This is a genomic window from Pseudomonas sp. GV085, assembly GCF_003050925.1.
Taxonomy (GTDB): Bacteria; Pseudomonadota; Gammaproteobacteria; order Pseudomonadales; family Pseudomonadaceae; genus Aquipseudomonas.
Window position 1 is genome coordinate 662,675 of record NZ_QAOV01000001.1, and the last position, 17,843, is coordinate 680,517.

The following is a 17,843-nucleotide window of genomic DNA, read 5'->3' on the forward strand; positions in this document are numbered from 1 at the left end:
TCGAAGCCCGACCGGATGCGACATCACGGTCTTCGGTGCTTGCACCCCCTATGTTAGAGTGGCGCACTTTTTCGAGGGGACTGTCACTGTGTGGGAATTGGTCAAATCCGGCGGCTGGATGATGCTGCCGATCATTCTGAGTTCCATCGCGGCCATGGCCATCGTCGCCGAGCGTCTCTGGACGCTGCGTGCCAGCCGCGTGACCCCGGAGCATTTGCTCGGGCAGGTCTGGGTCTGGATCAAGGACAAACAGCTCAATAAGGAAAAACTCAAGGAACTGCGCGCCAATTCGCCTTTGGGAGAGATCCTGGCGGCCGGCCTGGCCAACTCCAAGCATGGTCGCGAGATCATGAAGGAGTGCATCGAAGAGGCTGCTGCGCGGGTCATCCACGATCTGGAACGTTACATCAACGCTCTGGGCACCATTGCTGCCATGGCCCCGTTGCTGGGCTTGCTCGGCACCGTGCTGGGCATGATCGATATTTTCAGCGCGTTTACCGGAAATGGCATGACCACCAACGCTTCGGTGCTGGCCGGTGGTATTTCCAAGGCCCTGATCACCACGGCTGCCGGTTTGATGGTCGGTATCCCGGCGGTATTCTTCCATCGATTCCTGCAACGCCGGATCGATGAACTGGTGGTAGGGATGGAGCAGGAAGCGATCAAACTGGTCGAGGTAGTGCAGGGCGACCGTGACGTGGACCTGTCCGGGAGCAAAGCGTGAAATTCCGCCGCAAACAACGGGAAACGGTGGACATCAACCTCGCGTCGCTGATTGACGTGGTGTTCATCCTGCTGCTGTTTTTCGTCGTGACTACCACCTTTACCCGTGAGACCCAGCTGCGCGTCGAGCTGCCGGAAGCGGTCAGTGGTGCATCTGCCGACGACCAAACCCGGCAGCTCGATATCGCCATCAGTGCCGACGGTGTGTTCTCTGTGAATAACCATATATTGCCAAAAAGCGACCTCGCCACGTTGATGGAAGCGCTGGAGAAAGAATCCAAGGGTGATACCAACCTGCCATTATCCATCAGCGCCGATGGCAAATCCCGGCATCAGTCGGTCATCACTGCGATGGACGCCGCCGGCAAACTCGGATTCAGCCATTTGCGCATGACCACCATCGAAGCGGCGCCCCCCGCGTCCTGATGGCCATGTCCGATCGATTGCTGGCCGCGTGGTACGCAGGTCATCCGGCCCTGAAGCTGTTGCAGCCACTGGAGTGGCTGTATCGGCGCGTGGTCATGAACAAGCGCAAGCGCTTTTTGGCGGGTGAGGGCCAGATCTATCTGCCACCCGTGCCGCTGATTGTGGTGGGCAACATCACCGTGGGTGGCACCGGCAAGACGCCGCTGATTCTATGGATGATCGAGCACTGCCGGCGCAGCGGCCTGCGGGTCGGCGTGGTCAGCCGCGGCTACGGCGCCAAACCGCCGCAATTGCCATGGCGAGTTGAAGCCGAACAAAGCGCCGACATCGCAGGTGACGAGCCGTTGTTGATCGTCCAGCGCACGGGTGTGCCGCTGATGATCGACCCCAATCGCAGCAACGCTGTCAAAGCGTTGCTGGCCAGTGAGCCACTGGACCTGATCCTGTCTGACGACGGCATGCAGCACTACCGCATGGCCCGCGACCTGGAACTGGTGTTGATCGACGCCGCTCGCGGCCTGGGCAACCGCCGTTGCCTGCCTGCCGGGCCATTGCGTGAGCCGGTCGAGCGCCTGCAAAGCGTCGACGCGGTCCTCTACAACGGTGCCGCGACTGACCGCGATGATGGATTTGCCTTTCAATTGCAATCCACCGCGCTGGTCAATCTGCGCAGCGGCGAACGGCGTCCCCTCGACCATTTCCCCAGCGGCCAGGCCCTGCACGCGGTGGCCGGCATCGGCAATCCGCAACGTTTCTTCAAGACCCTCGAAACGCTACACTGGAAGCCGGTTCCACATGCGTTTGCCGACCACGCCGAATATAGCGTGCAGGCGTTGAATTTCATGCCGTCATTGCCGTTGGTGATGACGGAAAAAGACGCGGTGAAATGCCGTGCCTTTGCCGCCGCGGACTGGTGGTACCTGGCGGTCGATGCCGTGCCGTCGCCGGCCTTCGTGGCCTGGTTCGACACGCAGCTGATGCGCCTGCTGCCGGCTCGTTTGTTGCCTTAACTCCGTTTTTTCAAGGGAATGCTCATGGACACCAAATTGCTCGATATCCTCGCTTGCCCGGTCTGCAAAGGCCCGCTCAAGCTCAGCGCCGACAAGACCGAGCTGATCAGCAAGGGCGCAGGTCTGGCCTACCCGATTCGCGACGGCATCCCGGTGATGCTCGAATCCGAAGCGCGTACCCTGACCACCGACGAGCGCCTGGACAAATGACCACAGCCTTTACCGTAGTCATTCCGTCGCGTTTCGCCTCCACCCGCCTGCCGGGCAAGCCGCTTCTGCTGATCGCCGGCAAGCCGATGATCCAGCACGTCTGGGAACAGGCGAGCAAAAGCAGCGCCGAGCGAGTGGTGGTGGCCACCGACGACGCGCGTATCGTCGAGGCCTGCAAAGGCTTCGGTGCCGAAGTGGTGATGACCCGTGAAGATCACAATTCCGGTACCGATCGCCTGGCCGAAGTGGCGACGAAGCTGGGCCTGGCACCCGACGCCATCGTGGTCAACGTCCAGGGCGACGAACCGCTGATCCCGCCGAGTGTGATCGATCAGGTCGCCGCCAACCTGGCGGCCCACACCGAAGCGCGCATGGCCACCCTGGCCGAGCCGATCGAAGACGTGGACACCCTGTTCAATCCCAACGTGGTCAAGGTCGTCAGCGACCTCAATGGCCTGGCGCTGACGTTCAGTCGCTCCACCTTGCCCTGGGCGCGGGATGCGTTCGCCGTGAACCGTGAGCAATTGCCCGAAGGTGTGCCTTACCGCCGCCACATCGGCATCTATGCCTACCGCGCCGGTTTCCTGCAGGATTTCGTCAGCTGGGGTCCATGCTGGCTGGAAAACACCGAGTGCCTGGAACAGCTGCGTGCCCTGTGGCACGGCGTGCGGATCCATGTGGCCGACGCACTGATTGCGCTGCCAGCCGGTGTCGATACCGTTGAAGACCTCGAGCGCGTTCGTCGCCTGCTGGGGGTGTGATGCGGGTTCTGTTTGTCTGCCTGGGCAACATCTGCCGCTCTCCCACGGCCGAAGGCGTGCTGCGGCACAAATTGCGTGAAGCCGGTCTGGCTGATCGGGTCGAAGTCGCTTCCGCCGGCACCGGTGACTGGCATGTCGGCAAGGCGCCGGACAAGCGCAGTCAGGCCGCGGCGCAGCTGCGTGGTTATGACTTGTCCACCCAGCGCGCCCGGCAAGTCAGCCGCGCCGATTTCGCCACCTACGACCTGATCCTGGCGATGGACAACAGCAACCTGCGCAACCTCGAGGCCTTGCAACCGGCCATGGGCAAGGCCGAGCTGGACCTTTTCCTGCGCCGTTACCAGTCGCAAGTCGATGAAGTGCCGGACCCGTACTACGACGGCGAGCAAGGCTTCGAGCAGGTGCTTGACCTGATCGAGCACGCCAGTGATTTACTGGTGATCGAATTGAAGGGACGGTTATGAGTTTGCAGGTTCAATCGCAGGTTTCGCTCAAGCCGTTCAACAGCTTTGGCGTGGACGTTGAGGCTCGGCTGTTTGCCGAGGCCCATAGCGACACCGATGTGCGTGAAGCCCTGGCCTATGGACTGGAACACGAGGTTGCGGTGCTGGTGATTGGCGGTGGCAGCAATCTGCTGCTGACGGCGGATATCGATTCACTGGTGCTGCGCATGGCCACTCGCGGAATTCGCGTGCTGAGCGACGACGGCAGCAAAGTGGTGATCGAAGCCGAGGCGGGCGAGCCTTGGCATCCCTTTGTGCAACACACACTGTCCCTGGGGTTGTCCGGCCTGGAAAACCTCAGCCTGATTCCCGGCACCGTCGGTGCGGCACCGATGCAGAACATTGGCGCCTATGGGGTCGAGATCAAGGACGTGTTCGCCGGCCTCACCGCCCTCGATCGCCAGAGCGGCGAAATGCGCGACTTCACACTGCAAGAGTGCAACTTCGCTTACCGCGACAGCCTGTTCAAACAGGAGTCTGGGCGCTGGTTGATCCTGCGCGTACGTTTCGCCCTCGATCGCGCCGCGCATCTGCATCTGGAGTACGGCCCGGTGCGTCAGCGCCTGACCGAACAAGGCATCGAGCATCCGACCGCCAGCGATGTCAGCCAGGCTATTTGCAGCATCCGCAATGAAAAACTCCCGGATCCGGCCGTGCTCGGCAATGCCGGTAGCTTCTTCAAGAACCCCTTGGTGTCGGCGGCGCTGGCTGCGCGGCTCAAGGGTGAGTACCCGGACCTGGTGGCCTATGCGCAACCCGACGGTCGAATGAAACTGGCCGCCGGCTGGTTGATCGAGCGGGCGGGGTGGAAGGGGTTCCGTGAGGCTGACGCTGGGGTACATAAGTTGCAGGCGTTGGTACTGGTCAACTATGGCGGCGCAACGGGCCTGCAATTGCTGAACCTGGCGCAGCGCATCCAGAAAGACATTTTCGAGCGTTTCCATGTCGATCTGGAAATGGAGCCGAACCGCTATTGAGCTAAGCTTTCAGGACGGATCAAAAAGCCCTGCACAATGTTTGTTGTGCAGGGCTTTTTTGTTAATGCTCGGTTAACTTAGTCAGCTAACGATGCACACTCTTGCTCCACCAAAGGCCCGGTGCAGACGCCTAATGCTGTTCAGTTAAGGAAACTGTAGGAGCGAGCTTGCTCGCGATGGTCGTGAACGATGATGCGTGCTTTCTGATTTAACGCGTCGTACTTGCGACCATCGCGAGCAAGCTCGCTCCTACAGAGGATCACATTCGCTTAAGTGAACAGCATTACGGAGCAGACGTCTGCGTCTGCACACGAGAGCCCATTAGCCTGAGTCGATCTGCGTGCGCCCCACCGAAATCCAGCGGCAGATTGCTCGACCCCATAACTCAAGAACTATGCGGGCGTGCCCATGATTACCCTGAAACTCAATGGTCAAGACCATCAACTCGACGTCACCGAGGACATGCCGCTGCTCTGGGCGATCCGCGACGTGGCCGGTTACAACGGCACCAAATTCGGCTGCGGCATGGGCCTGTGCGGGGCCTGCACCATTCATATCGAAGGGGCTCCGGCACGCAGTTGCATCACGCCCATCGGTTCAGTGGTCGGGCAGAATGTCAGCACCATCGACAACCTGCACGCCGACCCGATCGGCAAAGTCGTGCAGCAAGCCTGGCTCGACACGGCAGTAGCCCAGTGTGGCTTCTGCCAGGGCGGGCAAATCATGTCGGCGACGGCGTTGCTCAGGACCAATCCGAACCCGAGCGACGAGCAGATCGAAGAAGCCATGGTCGGCAACATCTGCCGCTGCGGCACCTACAACAGGATCAAGACCGCGATCCGCCAGGCCTCCACTCACCTGAAGGAGGCCAAGGCATGAGCCGGTTACCGAATGATTTCGCCCTGAGCAACCTCAGTCGGCGTGGTTTTATCAAAGGCGTCAGCGCTGCCGGTGTATTGGTCGTCGCCGCGAGCTGGGGCTTGCAGGATGCGTTTGCCAAAGAGAAAGAAAAAAAATTCGGCGCCGACGGCATGCCCCATGGCTGGGTAGATGACCCTAAGGTGTATGTCAGCATCGCCGCCGATGGCACGGTGACTGTGATCTGCAACCGCTCGGAGATGGGGCAGGGCGTGCGCACCAGCTTGACCATGGTGGTGGCCGATGAACTGGAAGCCGACTGGGCGATGGTCAAGGTGCAGCAGGCCCCCGGCGATGAAGTGCGCTTCGGCAACCAGGACACCGACGGCTCGCGCAGCATGCGTCACTGGTACGAGCCGATGCGTCGCTGCGGTGCCGCCGCGCGGACCATGCTCGAACAGGCCGCCGCCGCACAATGGAAAGTGCCGGTCGGTGAATGCCATGCGCAACTGCACAAGGTCGTCCATGAGCCGTCCGGCCGCGAGCTCGGATATGGCGCCCTGGCCTCCGCCGCAGGCGCCTTGCCGGTTCCGGCCCGCGACAGCCTGAAACTCAAGCAACCCGCGCAGTTCCGTTACATCGGCAAGGAAGGCACCAAGGCCATCGATGGGGAGGACATCGTCAACGGCCGGGCGGTGTACGGCGCCGACGTGCATTTCGACGGCATGCTGTATGCCACCATTGCACGGCCTGCGGTGTATGGCGGCAAAGTCAAAAGCTTCGATGGCAGCGCGGCGATGAAAGTCCCCGGTGTGGTCAAGGTGGTGCAGATCGAAAGCCGTCCGTTGCCTTCGGAATTTCAACCACTCGGCGGGATCGCCGTGGTGGCGAGCAATACCTGGGCGGCGATCAAGGGCCGCGAGGCGCTGATAATCGAGTGGGACGACGGCCCCAATGCCAGCTACGACTCGATCGCCTATCGCAAGGAACTTGAAGCAGCCTCGCTCAAGCCCGGCAAGGTGGTGCGCAATACCGGCAACATCGACAAGGCCATGGCCAGCGTCGGCAGCACCCTGGAAGCTTCCTACTACTTGCCGCATTTGTCACAGTCGCCGATGGAACCGATGGTCGCCATTGCGCGGTTCACGGACGGTGCCTGCGAAGCCTGGGGGCCAAGCCAGGCGCCGCAGGTCACCCGGGAACGGATCGGTGAACGCCTGGGCCTGCCGTTCGACAAGGTCACGTTCAACGTGACCTTGCTCGGGGGCGGGTTCGGGCGCAAGTCCAAGCCTGACTTCATCATCGAAGCCGCCATCCTCGCCAAGGAGTTCCCCGGTAAAGCGGTGCGGGTGCAATGGACCCGCGAAGACGACATCCATTGTTCCTACTTCCACACCGTATCGGCCGAATACCTCAAGGCCAGCCTGAACAAGGATGGCCTGCCATCCGGCTGGTTGCACCGCACGGTGGCCCCGAGCATCACCGCGTTGTTTGCGCCGGGCATGAACCATGAGGCGGCGTTCGAACTGGGCATGGGATTCACCAACATGGCGTATGCGATCCCCAACATTCGCCTGGAGAACCCCGAGGCAACGGTGCACACCCGCGTCGGCTGGTATCGCTCGGTGTCGAACATTCCCCATGGTTTCGCGATCCAGAGTTTTGTCGATGAGCTGGCGCACAAGGCCGGGGAGGATCCGCTGAAGTACCAGATCAGACTGCTCGGTCCGGACCGTCAGATCGATCCGCGCACCTTGAGTGAAGAGTGGAACTACGGCGAATCCCCTGAGCGTTATCCGATCGACACCGCGCGCCTGCGCACGGTACTGGAGACCGCCGCCAAGGCTGCCGGTTGGGGGCGCGAGTTGCCCAAGGGCCGCGGTCTGGGACTGGCGGTGCATTACAGCTTCGTGACGTATGTGGCGGCGGTGATCGAAGTGGAGGTCAAAGACGACGGCACGCTGGTGGTGCACAAGGCCGACATCGCCGTCGATTGCGGACCGCAGGTCAACCCCGAGCGCATTCGCGCGCAGTTCGAAGGCGCCTGCGTCATGGGCCTGGGTAATGCAGTGCTGGGGGAAATCAGCTTCAAGGGCGGCAAGGTCCAGCAGGATAACTTCCACATGTACGAAGTGGCACGCATGTCCCTGGCGCCAAAAGAAGTGGCCGTGCATCTGGTGACGCCGCCGGGCGACGTGCCATTGGGCGGTGTCGGTGAGCCGGGCGTACCACCGATTGCGCCCGCGCTGTGCAATGCGATCTTTGCGGCCACTGGCAAACGCATCCGTAACCTGCCGGTTCGTTATCAGCTGTCGGGCTGGCAGAAGGCCGAAGCCTGATGGACAGCGCCGATCTGAACGTCCTGCGCAGCGTGTTGCAATGGCATCGTGCCGGTCAGCGGGTGGTGTTGTACAGCGTGGTCGAAACCTGGGGCACCGCGCCCCGGGCACCTGGCGCCATGCTGGCCTTGCGTGAAGACGGCGTGGTGATCGGTTCGGTCTCGGGCGGGTGTGTCGAAGATGACTTGATCGCCCGGCTGCATGACGGACGCCTTGCGCTTGACGGGCCGCCGGTGCAGTTGATCACCTACGGCGTGACCCGCGAGGAAGCCGCACGTTTCGGCTTGCCCTGCGGTGGCACCTTGCGCTTGACCGAGGAGCGTATCGACGGTGGGGCTTGGGTCGAGCAATTGCTCGCCCGTTGCGAGGCCCATGAAATCGTTGCCCGTGAACTGAACCTGGCCACCGGCGAAGTGCTTTTGCAGCCGGCCAGTAAAGCTGACGTGTTGACGTTCGACGGACAGACCTTGCGGGCGATCTATGGCCCGCGCTGGCGCTTGCTGCTGATCGGCGCGGGGCAGCTGTCACGTTATGTGGCGGAAATGGCCCGGTTGCTGGATTTCGAGGTGTTGATTTGCGATCCGCGTAGCGAGTTCGTCTATGGTTGGGAGGAGCAGCACGGACGATTCGTTTCGGGCATGCCGGATGAGGCGGTGTTGAATATCCAGACCGATGAGCGCACAGCCATCGTGGCCTTGACCCATGATCCGCGCCTGGACGACATGGCGCTGCTCACGGCCCTGGATTCCAGGGCTTTTTACGTCGGGGCGCTGGGGTCGCGGGTCAACAGCCAGAAGCGCCGGGAAAACCTGGCTCAACTGGGTTTGTCGCAACCGGCGATTGACCGCTTGCATGGTCCGGTCGGCTTGCACATTGGCAGTCATAATCCAGCGGAAATTGCCTTGTCGCTCATGGCGGAAATCGTGGCGGTCAAAAACGGCGTCGAACTGAAGCAGAAGAAAGTCTTGCAGGAGAGGGTATGAGCGAGTCCATTGGCGTCATCGTACTGGCGGCGGGGCAGGGCAGCCGGTTTCGTCAGGTGGCGGGTGACGATAAGGACAAGCTGCTGGTGGACTGCACCGGTCGTGACGGCGTCACCGTGCATTCGGTGATCGAACAGGTGCTGGTAAATCTGCCGGCCACGCTTGAGAAGCGCGTGCTGGTGACCACGGCGGATCGCCCGCAAGTGATGCGCATGGCTCAAGCCTATGGGTGCGAGATTGTGCGGATCGAGTCGACCGGTCTGGGCGACAGCATTGCGGCGGGTGTGGCGGCGTGCTCGCAACTTGGTGGCTGGCTGATTATGTTGGGGGATATGCCGTTTATCCTGCCATCCAGCGTTGAACAGGTCGTCGCAGCCATTGCGGAGGTTGCGATCAGCGTGCCGGTGCATGAGGGGCAATATGGGCATCCGGTGGGGTTCGGGCGAAGCTTCGGTCCGGGATTGATGGCGTTGACCGGTGATCAAGGCGCCAAGTCGCTGTTCGCCCAGGCGAGGGTGGTCGAGGTGGCGGTGGAGGATCCCGGGGTGTTGTGGGATGTGGATGTGCCTGAGGCGCTGGTTTTTCAATAACGGTTGTCAGCGGAATTGCATTCCGCACTTTCCTCGGAATAATCGGCTCTTCCTTTCGCCCATTCGTATTTATCGATGGGTGCCAGATATAAAACTCGTTATTCAGCGGGTTCTATCCGACATACGATCATGTGGTGTGTGGTGTTCACAGATGGGGTGAACATCCGGTCAGTACTCATTAGAAAAAAGAGCCTACATGATGAAGCACTATATGGATGCGTCGGTCAGTGTCAGTCCTTTGGAGCTGGACAGTGATATTCGGGAGTTGGGAGCCTTGGAGCGGGCATTAAGTTCTGCAGATGTTTTTCAACCTGTTCCGCGTTATGTCAAAACACTTCGACAACTTAGAAAAGCGTTGCAAGCAATTAGTTGTCATCGCGACGAAATCAAGTTCGGGGTCACTTTTGGAGAACGGTTGAAAGAACTGGGTGACGACTTCGGTTTATCCCCGGAGCACTTTTCGGTCAATACCAGTGGCTCACCGCTGATTGTCAAGGAGCAGGTCGGAGAACACCTGATTTCGCCCACTCATTTTGAAAACGGTGCGTATTTCAGCCACCCCCATGCCGATCATCAACTCGATCACTCGGCGCAGGAGCTGCCTTCGATCAAGATTGGACAGTATGTGCGTTTTGGTCGTAACGCTGCGGTCAATGCCGGCGGCGATGTCGATATAGGCGATGGTGTCTGGCTATCGCCGGGAAGCCAGTTACTGCGTCAGGACCATGACCCGTATGGCCGGCTCTCCATCGGCTCGCGGACTGTCGCGATGACGCGCCTGCCACCGGTGCGACTGTGCGATTACGCGTGGGTCGGGCGTGAAGCGATTGTGGGCTGGAACGCCGATTACCTGGGCAAGGCGAGCATTGTCGGAATCCGTTCCTTCCTCAATACTTGGGTCGGCGACTATTCCATCGTTGGCGATCAGGGAAAGGTCCTGCAATACCTGCCGTTCAAGGCTCACCTCATGGAAACCTACCAGCCGTCGATCGAGCAGACGCTGCAAGTCAGCGATTGGGCCGCGATCAATTCGGACTGGTTGATGATCTACCGTGACAGCCCGAAGCGCGAGACGCCGACATTGCCGGCGCCACTGGCGAAGTATCTCGACACGCCGGGCAAAAAGTCCGTATTGCTGATTGCCCCATCCGATAACGTTCAGCTTCAAGCGTTCGGCCAGCACAGCCTGGATGTCATTTCCAGTTCCCGGCAGCCGTTTGCCCATCACTTGCAGTGGGCTCAGGACTACGGCCATAAGCAGCTCAGGTTGCGCGCCGATCTGGATTTTTCGAGGTTGCCATTCACCTCGGCCGGCGACTTTCACTATCGCCGTCGATTGGGTTACTCACTGATAGTCGCCAACAGTTCGCCTGTCGAGGCCGAGCCTTGCCGAGTCTATGTCAATGAACTGGCCCGGGTGCTGGCGACGCAGGCACTGTTGTTGGTGCCCATCACTGATGTGTTGCAGGCGCAACTGTCTGTGTATCAAGACTTGTTTCATCTGCAAGGGGAAGTCGAGTTCGACGGTACCTCTTTCATGTTAATGAAGAAGATCTAACGGAGGCGTCAATGCCGTACTTATTACTGTCACTCGCTGCCGTGTTCTGGGGCGGTAACTATGTCGTCGGAAAATTGATGGTGGTGGATGTTGATCCGGTGATGCTGTCGCAACTTCGATGGCTGATTACCAGCGCTTTATTACTGCTGATTAACTATAAAGCCGTCATCGCCAGTTTGCCGGCCGCGCGTAAGTCATGGTTGACCCTGGTTATGCTGGCGGTCTGTGGCCAAGTTATATTTCCGCTGACCTTATATATCGGTTTGCAATACACCAGTTCGTTGAATGCGGCGATTTACCTGTCGGCCACGCCGTGTCTGGTACTGGCCCTCAACCGTTTTGTTTTCGGTGATTTCATCTCCAGGTCGAACATGCTTGGGGTGGTCATCAGTACGGTGGGTGTGTTCTGGCTGGTGACGATGGGGCATCTGTCCGATTTGAGCTTCCTGGAAGGCTTCAACAAAGGCGATTTCTGGACCATGGCCTCGGCTGCCAGTTGGGCTGTCTATTGCTCCTTTTTGCGAACAAAGCCAAAAACCATCGCCGGCAATGCGTTCGTGACGTATTGCGCGGTGGTGGGGGCGCTGTGTCTGATTCCGTTCAGCCTGGGTATTTGGGCGTTGCACCCTGATCTGACGTTCAACCTGGGGCAGGGCGCTGCACCGTGGCTGGGCCTGGCGTATCTGGTGATCTTCCCGTCCTGGCTGTCGTACTTGTTCTGGAGCAAAGGGATCGGTGAAATCGGTGCCACCCGCGGTGAAATCTTCACTCACTTGGTGCCACTGTCCGGTGGGCTATTCAGTATTATGTTCCTCGACGTGCAACTGCACGCCTATCACCTGGTCAGTCTGGTGCTGATCGTATTTGGGGTGATCCTCTGTTCCATTAAAAGGCGGGCACCGGTGGTACTGCGCACGGAGGCGGCTTGATGGACAGAATCATCGATTCGGTCGACCGACACGGTGTGCGGTGGGTGGGGATTGTGCAGGGCAAGGGGGCAACAGCTTTGGTCTGGCATGTCGAAGATGCCGAAAGTTCTCAGGCGTTGGCTGTGCGATACGTGCGTAGCAAGCAATCCTGGGAGCACTTCAAAAGCAATTTGGCCTTGGTAGCGGTGCCGCTTGAAGCGCTTTCATTGATGACCTTTAAGGTGCCGCTGCGGCCCGTACGGGATGCCGGGTGCATGGTGAGCGGTTTTGGTTACACGCATCGCTCGGTCAATGGTCTGCCCATGCCTCAGCGGTCCTCGCCGGACTGGTACTACAAAGGCAATGGCAAAGGGTTGGTGGCCGCTTCCCGGGCGATCAAATCACCGTGTCATGCCAGTGGCTCGGGAATCGAGATCGAGTACGCCTGTGTGTACCTCATCGACGACTGCCGAACCCCCCGCTATATCGGTTACACCTTGGCAGTGGATTTTTCTGACCCGGTGCTGCGTCACACTCAACCCGGGCTGGCCGGTCTCTCCAAGTTGCGCAATACCGCGTTGTGCCACGAGCTGGTGATCGCAGAACCACCGCGCTACTCAGTGGTGAGGAGTTCGATTGTTCGGCGTGGTGAAACCGTGTGGGACAAACAGTCGCTATTGGGGCTGGATCAGTTGATGTTTGCCAAACGTGAACTCGAAGCCCTGTTGTTCCAGCATGAAGAGCTTTGCGAGCCCGGTACGGTTCACTATGTTTTGCTCGGTGCCTCATTAAGCACCGACAAGGATGCCTTCGAGTTGCAGCACGATGATGTCATTCGGGCGAGCAGCCAGGAGGATGGACTGCAACTGTCCAACCTCTTCGAGGACGAGGTGGTGCGGCAATCGTGTAACTGCTGACGGGGACCCGGCCCGTTACCCTTCCGTCAGCGGTAAGCAGGCCGGTTTTTCGAAGTCCAGCACCCATTGCGCCAGCGCTCTGGGGGCTGGTTTGCCAGGGTGATCGAAAAACACGAATTCGGTGGTCAGTGAGGCATATGAACCACTCAGGAAATACGTTTGCACCTGTTCACTGCGGCAGCACGAATCGACTAGTGACAACGGCACCAGGGCAACACCCACGCCGTTGATCACATTAGAAAACAACAGCGGATAAGAGCCACACTCGATGATTTTTTCCGGGGTGATATTGCCCATCATGAATAGTTCGTCGAGATTGCGTTGCGAAGCGCTGCGCCGGCTGTTGACCAGGAACACTTGGCCACTGAACGCTTTCAGGTCCTGGATGGCGGGGTGTGCTGCGCTGTAGATCAAGGCCAGTGGATCGTTGAACAGCGTTACCCGGCGATAGTGCGAAGGTGCAAAGCCTGCGCCGACAATCACTGCGTCGAGCTTGCCGGCCTCAAGATCCTTGAGCAGCGACTGTGTATTACCAATGCTGACATCCACTGCCAGCCCGTCGGGATTGGCAACGATGCTTTGCAACAGGTTCTGGCGAGTAATAGTGAGGTTTTCGATGACACCCAAACGCACCCGTGATTCGGTTTTTGTCTGGCTCAGGCTGGCTTGAGCGCGAGCAACCAGTTCGAGGATTTGTGAGGCGTAGGCATAGAGCTCCTTGCCTGGCGCCGTCATCGTGATACCGCGACCGGAGCGTTCGAACAGCTTGGTATCGAGCCGTGATTCGAGTGTCTTGATGCGGAAGGAAATACTGGATTGAGCGCGGTTTAACCTGATCGCTGCTTGTGTGACGCTGCCGTAGTCAACAATCGCTTTGAAAGCGTCCAGTTCAGCAATTTCCATAGTCACGCACTCTTTGCTCCATAACGGGCCGAAGGCTTTCAGGCCGTGGCAGGACCTACTTCGAGCCCTGCACCGCTCTATTCTGCACGTTGCACAGCTCTTTCGTAATACTTGCTTACAAATATTTAAGCGGGTGTTTAGCGAGGAACGCAATCGCCTCGGCAATAAACCGTTGCCAAGTAGCGACAGGCTTCAGTTTCTATTGTCAAGTCCTGAAGCAGGTGTAAACCTTATTCAGGACGGGACATATAAGCAAAAAAAGCCCCGCCTGGGATCACCAGGCGGGGCTTTTCAGTGGCCGATGGAATCAGACGAGAGGTTTAGGCTCGTGTTCTTTTTCCTCGGCTTGCTCGTGTTGCTCTACCGCTTCCTGAACGGAGCGCGGCGCTTCGTGGATCACCGACTCAACCGGCTCGGCAGCCACTTCAGCGGCCGGGGCAGGCGCTGCCTCAACCACTTCAGCTGCAACCGGAGCCGCAGCGGCAGCCAGTTCAGCTTCCTTCTGCAGACGCTCGGCTTCACGCTTGCGACGACGCACTTCACGCGGGTCGTTAGGAGCACGGCCACTTGGCGTCAGGGCGCTGGCAGGAGCAGCTTCGACTACCGGAGCTGGTGCTTCGGCAACGACTGGCGCTTCAACGACTGGCGCTGGAGCCGGTTCTGCAGCGGCAACCACCAGCTCGGAAACCATGGCTTCAGGCACTTGGGTCTCGGCAGCGGGCGCTGGTGTTTCAGCGACGGCTGGCTCGGCCACCCAGTTGAACGCCGTTTGCTCTTCACGCACTTCGCGAACGGTTTCAGTCACAGTCTCAACAACCGCTTCTGCAGCCACGGCAGGTGCTTCTACCACTGGCGCTGGCTCGGCAGCCGCTTCAACGGCAGGCTGTGCCTCAGGCGCTGGTGCTACTTCGATTTCCGGTGACGCAGTGAATTCGACCGGGGTGGTCGCTTCAACGACTGGTGCTTCAACCGGAGCTTCCAGGGTCGAGGCAGTGGCGCGTTCGGCTTGCACATTGGCTTCAGCTTCGGCTGGAGCGCTGATCACGCTGCTGGCGACGGCTGCGGTAACAGCCAGGCCGGCGGCCAGATCGGCAACGCTTGGTGCTTCGGCGTTTTCGCCGGACTCGGACTCTTCCGAACCTTCGATCACGTTGCCGTTGGCGTCACGCTGACGCTCGCGACGGTTGCTGCGACGACGCTGGCCACGGGAGCGGCGACGTGGGCGATCGCCCTCGGCGCTTTCCAGACCGTCTTCCTGCAGTTGCTCTTCGTTGGTGGTCAGTTCTTCTTCGGCTTCAGCTGCGGCAGCTTGTTCGGCACGCGGCTGACGCTCTTCACGCGGAGGGCGTGGCGCGCGTTCTTCACGTGGCTGGCGAGCCGGACGCTCTTCAGCGGTAACAGCGGCAGCTGGAGCAGCCGGAGCGGCATCCAGAGGCTCGCGCAGTTCACGAACGCGTTCTTCGCGCTCGCCACGTGGCTTGCGCTCTTCGCGCGGAGCGCGCGGTGCACGTTCTTCACGAGGAGCGCGTGGTGCGCGTTCTTCGCGGGCTACTGCCGGAGTTTCTTCACGGGGCTCGCGAACTTCGCGTGGCTGGCGCTCTTCACGCGGTGCACGTTCTTCACGTGGTGCACGTTCTTCGCGGGGCTTGCGATCTTCATCGCGGCGAACGTTGCGGTTGCGGCTTTGCTGGCGACCGTTGCGACGCTCTTCGTTGCGGGCCGGACGCTCGGCGGCAGGCTTTTCAACCACAACCGGCGCGACAGGCTCTTCCTTGGTGGCGAACAGGCTGACCAGCGACTTCACCAGGCCTTTGAACAGGCTTGGCTCTGGCACGGCGACCGGCGCAGGGGCCGGTGCGGCAACTTCGGTCGGAACCGGAGCGTTGGCGCGGGCCGGCGCCGTCTTGACCGCTGCTTCCTGGCGAACCAGGGTGCGGGTCGCAGCGGCTGGCTGGACTTCTTCCACTTCGGCAGCGGCAGCGGCGATTTCGTAGCTGGACTGGTTGGTGGCCGCTTCCGGGCTGTCATCACGCAGGCGCTGCACTTCGAAGTGCGGCGTCTCGAGGTGATCGTTCGGCAGGATGACGATGCGGGCGCGGGTGCGCAGTTCGATCTTGGTGATCGAGTTGCGTTTTTCGTTGAGCAGGAACGCAGCCACCGGGATCGGCACTTGTGCACGAACTTCGGCGGTACGGTCTTTCAGGGCTTCTTCTTCGATCAGGCGCAGAATCGCCAGGGACAGCGATTCAACGTCACGGATGATGCCGGTGCCGTTGCAACGCGGGCAGACGATGCCGCTGCTTTCGCCCAGGGATGGACGCAGGCGTTGACGGGACATTTCCAGCAGGCCGAAGCGCGAGATGCGACCGACTTGCACGCGAGCGCGGTCGGCTTCCAGGCATTCGCGGACTTTCTCTTCCACGGCGCGCTGGTTCTTGGCAGGGGTCATGTCGATGAAGTCGATGACGATCAGGCCGCCGATGTCGCGCAGGCGCAACTGACGGGCGATTTCTTCGGCCGCTTCAAGGTTGGTTTGCAGGGCGGTTTCTTCGATGTCGCTGCCTTTGGTGGCGCGCGCCGAGTTGATGTCGATGGACACCAGGGCTTCGGTCGGGTCGATGACGATGGAACCGCCGGAAGGCAGTTCGACGACGCGCTGGAAAGCGGTTTCGATCTGGCTTTCGATCTGGAAGCGGTTGAACAGCGGAACGCTGTCTTCGTACAGCTTGATCTTGCTGGCGTACTGCGGCATCACCTGGCGGATGAAGGTCAGGGCTTCGTCCTGGGCTTCAACGCTGTCGATCAGCACTTCGCCGATGTCCTGGCGCAGGTAGTCGCGGATCGCGCGGATGATCACGTTGCTTTCCTGGTAGATCAGGAACGGCGCGGCGCGGTCCAGCGAAGCTTCCTTGATGGCGGTCCAGAGTTGCAGCAGGTAGTCGAGGTCCCACTGCATTTCTTCGCTGCTGCGGCCCAGGCCGGCAGTGCGCACGATCAAACCCATGTCGGCCGGGGCAACCAGACCGTTCAGCGCTTCACGCAGTTCATTGCGCTCTTCGCCTTCGATGCGACGGGAAATACCGCCGGCACGCGGGTTGTTCGGCATCAGCACCAGGTAGCGACCGGCCAGGCTGATGAAGGTGGTCAGGGCGGCGCCCTTGTTGCCACGCTCTTCTTTTTCGACCTGAACGATGACTTCCTGGCCTTCGCTCAGGACGTCCTTGATGTTGACGCGACCTTCCGGGGCTTTCTTGAAGTATTCGCGGGAGATTTCTTTGAGGGGCAGGAAGCCGTGGCGCTCAGAGCCGAAATCGACAAAGGCAGCCTCGAGGCTTGGTTCGATGCGAGTAATCCGGCCTTTATAGATGTTGGCCTTCTTCTGCTCGCGTGCACCGGATTCGATGTCCAGGTCGTAGAGGCGCTGGCCATCTACCAGTGCAACACGCAACTCTTCGGGTTGAGTTGCGTTAATCAGCATTCTTTTCATGTAGTACCGTCGGTTTCCGGGCTGCCGGAAACGGCGTTCGGCACACACGACTTCTCACGGTCGGTGTCAGGTGCGTCGGGAGTGGTTGGCCATTTCCCGTGTCCAGCGAAGTCCGGCCAATGTGGGCCTTCATCGCGACGTACGCGTCCTGCTTGCTGTGGCTACTTAAGCACTCAGTCAGGAGGAGGAATCAACCAGCGGCTGTGGACGAGATGAAGCGTCTTGAGAAAGCCTGTTGCTACACAGTCCGGCGGTTGTGCATCTCCACCCTACACGTATCCCTGATAATTCGGGTGCTGCCGCGCGCAGAATCCGCAGCGGGTTGGCATTTACCGTGAGCTCCGAAAGGGGAGGTCACGCATCATGGCTAATTTAGGCGTTGTTTCCGATGCCTTCGCTCGGGGGTCATTCGCAGCTGACTGCACTTTGTGAACTGGCCGTGAATATGGCTCGCAAAACGAGTGAGAACTCTGCTTTGTGGCGTGATTCAGGCCTCATGTCACCTGCGCTCGTTACACCTGCAAACTCCACCGTTACGTAGCGAAAGCCCCGTAGGACGGCCTCGCATCCTGGTGAATTGCGTTGGTCAGGGCCGGTTTTTGACCGTTGGTCCGCTGTCCAGGCCGCTTTTGGCGACGTTCGCGACTATAGCAGCAATGATTAAGTGCTTCAATTCCATAAAAAATTGTT

General features: G+C 60.0%; 16 protein-coding genes. 14 read left to right on the forward strand and 2 right to left on the reverse strand.

The window, feature by feature from the left end; translation table 11 throughout:
• Positions 1–88 precede the first annotated feature (88 nt).
• The 14 genes from C8K63_RS03095 (at position 89) to C8K63_RS03160 (ending at position 12,763) form a co-directional block, all read left to right on the forward strand.
• Positions 89–724: a MotA/TolQ/ExbB proton channel family protein gene (locus tag C8K63_RS03095; protein ID WP_108215335.1), complete on the forward strand. Its 636-nt coding sequence runs from the start codon at positions 89–91 to the stop codon at positions 722–724.
• Positions 721–1,149: a biopolymer transporter ExbD gene (locus C8K63_RS03100; RefSeq protein WP_108215336.1), complete on the forward strand. Its 429-nt coding sequence runs from the start codon at positions 721–723 to the stop codon at positions 1,147–1,149. The genes C8K63_RS03095 and C8K63_RS03100 overlap by 4 nt, the downstream gene beginning before the upstream one ends.
• A complete protein-coding gene (gene lpxK, locus C8K63_RS03105) occupies positions 1,149–2,159 on the forward strand; it encodes a tetraacyldisaccharide 4'-kinase (protein WP_108215337.1) in 1,011 nt (336 codons plus the stop codon). The genes C8K63_RS03100 and lpxK overlap by 1 nt, the downstream gene beginning before the upstream one ends.
• A gap of 24 nt (positions 2,160–2,183) precedes the next feature.
• Positions 2,184–2,369 (forward strand): Trm112 family protein, encoded by a 186-nt coding sequence (locus C8K63_RS03110; protein ID WP_003179363.1) that lies wholly within the window; start codon positions 2,184–2,186, stop codon positions 2,367–2,369.
• Positions 2,366–3,130 (forward strand): 3-deoxy-manno-octulosonate cytidylyltransferase, encoded by a 765-nt coding sequence (kdsB, locus tag C8K63_RS03115; protein ID WP_108215338.1) that lies wholly within the window; start codon positions 2,366–2,368, stop codon positions 3,128–3,130. The genes C8K63_RS03110 and kdsB overlap by 4 nt, the downstream gene beginning before the upstream one ends.
• Positions 3,130–3,594, forward strand: coding sequence for a low molecular weight protein-tyrosine-phosphatase (locus C8K63_RS03120; protein WP_108215339.1), 465 nt, complete (start codon positions 3,130–3,132; stop codon positions 3,592–3,594). The genes kdsB and C8K63_RS03120 overlap by 1 nt, the downstream gene beginning before the upstream one ends.
• Positions 3,591–4,610 carry a UDP-N-acetylmuramate dehydrogenase gene (gene murB, locus C8K63_RS03125; RefSeq protein ID WP_108215340.1) on the forward strand — a complete coding sequence of 340 codons (1,020 nt, stop codon included), beginning with the start codon at positions 3,591–3,593 and terminating at the stop codon, positions 4,608–4,610. The genes C8K63_RS03120 and murB overlap by 4 nt, the downstream gene beginning before the upstream one ends.
• Before the next feature lie 408 nt (positions 4,611–5,018).
• On the forward strand, positions 5,019–5,489 hold the full coding sequence (locus C8K63_RS03130) for a (2Fe-2S)-binding protein (RefSeq protein ID WP_108215341.1): 471 nt from the start codon (positions 5,019–5,021) through the stop codon (positions 5,487–5,489).
• Complete coding sequence (locus C8K63_RS03135; protein WP_108215342.1) at positions 5,486–7,807, forward strand: xanthine dehydrogenase family protein molybdopterin-binding subunit; 2,322 nt, start codon at positions 5,486–5,488, stop codon at positions 7,805–7,807. The genes C8K63_RS03130 and C8K63_RS03135 overlap by 4 nt, the downstream gene beginning before the upstream one ends.
• Complete coding sequence (locus tag C8K63_RS03140; protein ID WP_108215343.1) at positions 7,807–8,790, forward strand: XdhC family protein; 984 nt, start codon at positions 7,807–7,809, stop codon at positions 8,788–8,790. The genes C8K63_RS03135 and C8K63_RS03140 overlap by 1 nt, the downstream gene beginning before the upstream one ends.
• Positions 8,787–9,380, forward strand: coding sequence for an NTP transferase domain-containing protein (locus tag C8K63_RS03145; RefSeq protein WP_108215344.1), 594 nt, complete (start codon positions 8,787–8,789; stop codon positions 9,378–9,380). Before C8K63_RS03140 ends, C8K63_RS03145 begins: the two co-directional genes overlap by 4 nt.
• A 415-nt stretch (positions 9,381–9,795) precedes the next feature.
• Complete coding sequence (locus C8K63_RS03150) at positions 9,796–10,938, forward strand: hypothetical protein (RefSeq protein ID WP_223530333.1); 1,143 nt, start codon at positions 9,796–9,798, stop codon at positions 10,936–10,938.
• An 11-nt stretch (positions 10,939–10,949) separates the two neighbouring features.
• Entirely contained in the window at positions 10,950–11,867 is a 918-nt protein-coding gene (locus C8K63_RS03155; protein ID WP_108215346.1) for a DMT family transporter, read from the forward strand.
• On the forward strand, positions 11,867–12,763 hold the full coding sequence (locus C8K63_RS03160; RefSeq protein ID WP_108215347.1) for a hypothetical protein: 897 nt from the start codon (positions 11,867–11,869) through the stop codon (positions 12,761–12,763). The genes C8K63_RS03155 and C8K63_RS03160 overlap by 1 nt, the downstream gene beginning before the upstream one ends.
• 15 nt (positions 12,764–12,778) lie before the next feature.
• Here C8K63_RS03160 and C8K63_RS03165 read toward each other — a convergent pair whose 3' ends face one another.
• Together C8K63_RS03165 and rne are read right to left on the reverse strand one after the other, a co-directional pair.
• Positions 12,779–13,666, reverse strand: a complete 888-nt coding sequence (locus C8K63_RS03165; RefSeq protein WP_108215348.1) for a LysR family transcriptional regulator — start codon at positions 13,664–13,666, stop codon at positions 12,779–12,781.
• 307 nt (positions 13,667–13,973) lie between these two features.
• Complete coding sequence (rne, locus tag C8K63_RS03170) at positions 13,974–17,153, reverse strand: ribonuclease E (protein ID WP_108215349.1); 3,180 nt, start codon at positions 17,151–17,153, stop codon at positions 13,974–13,976.
• Positions 17,154–17,843: the final 690 nt, after the last annotated feature.